This window comes from Bartonella sp. AC130YNZD, assembly GCF_042196865.1.
Lineage (GTDB): Bacteria > Pseudomonadota > Alphaproteobacteria > Rhizobiales > Rhizobiaceae > Bartonella.
In genome coordinates this window covers 1-645 of sequence record NZ_JBHIQZ010000163.1, presented here as the reverse complement: position 1 = coordinate 645, position 645 = coordinate 1, and the positions used below count along the sequence as shown (strand labels likewise).

Here is a 645-nt window from a genome sequence, read left to right as displayed (position 1 = left end):
GTTTCAGCGACCTCATAGGGAGCATCGGTTGTTTCTGCTAGCCAATCGCGTAAACTAGAGCGAAAACCATGCGGGCAAGCTTCAATTTTATTTTTTCTCATATACGCCGCCATCATCGTATGTGAAAGAGGACCACGACCGGTAAGTGAAAAGATGAAATCACTTTTAGAGATACAGCGGGCTTGTTCAATTACTTTTATTGCTTCAGATGATAGGGGGACGCGAAACTCTGTTGTGGCATCACGCTTGCCTTTCATATTTTCAGCAGGGATTGTCCAGATATCATCTTCAATCTGATCTTCACGAATATGACGCAAAGGGTTGGTACGAACGCCTGTCAGGATAAGCAGACGCAAAGCTAAATGTTTTATAGTTGTTGTTTTGCAGAGAAATTGGTAAAAAGCCGGCACATCTCTCCAATCCATGGCTGGTAAGCTTTGTTTTTTATGACGTTGTTTGCCTAAGAGAGCGCGTGCTTTTTCTACAGCTTGTAAATCAACATCTAACCCTAATGCAGCCGCATGTTTGAGACAAAGATTAAGACGCATTAGTGCTGTTCGAGCAGTTCCAGCTTTTGTATGCCAAATAGGGGCAAGGGTATCGCGTATCTCTGTTTGTGTAATCTCAGAAACGGGCAGACAGCCT

At 43.7% G+C, this 645-nt stretch carries 1 protein-coding gene; it reads right to left on the bottom strand.

Features of this window, described 5'->3' with window-relative positions; all coding sequences use genetic code 11:
* The coding region (locus tag ACFINU_RS10285) for a tyrosine-type recombinase/integrase (protein ID WP_375667729.1) at positions 1-645 on the bottom strand (645 nt) is incomplete at both ends.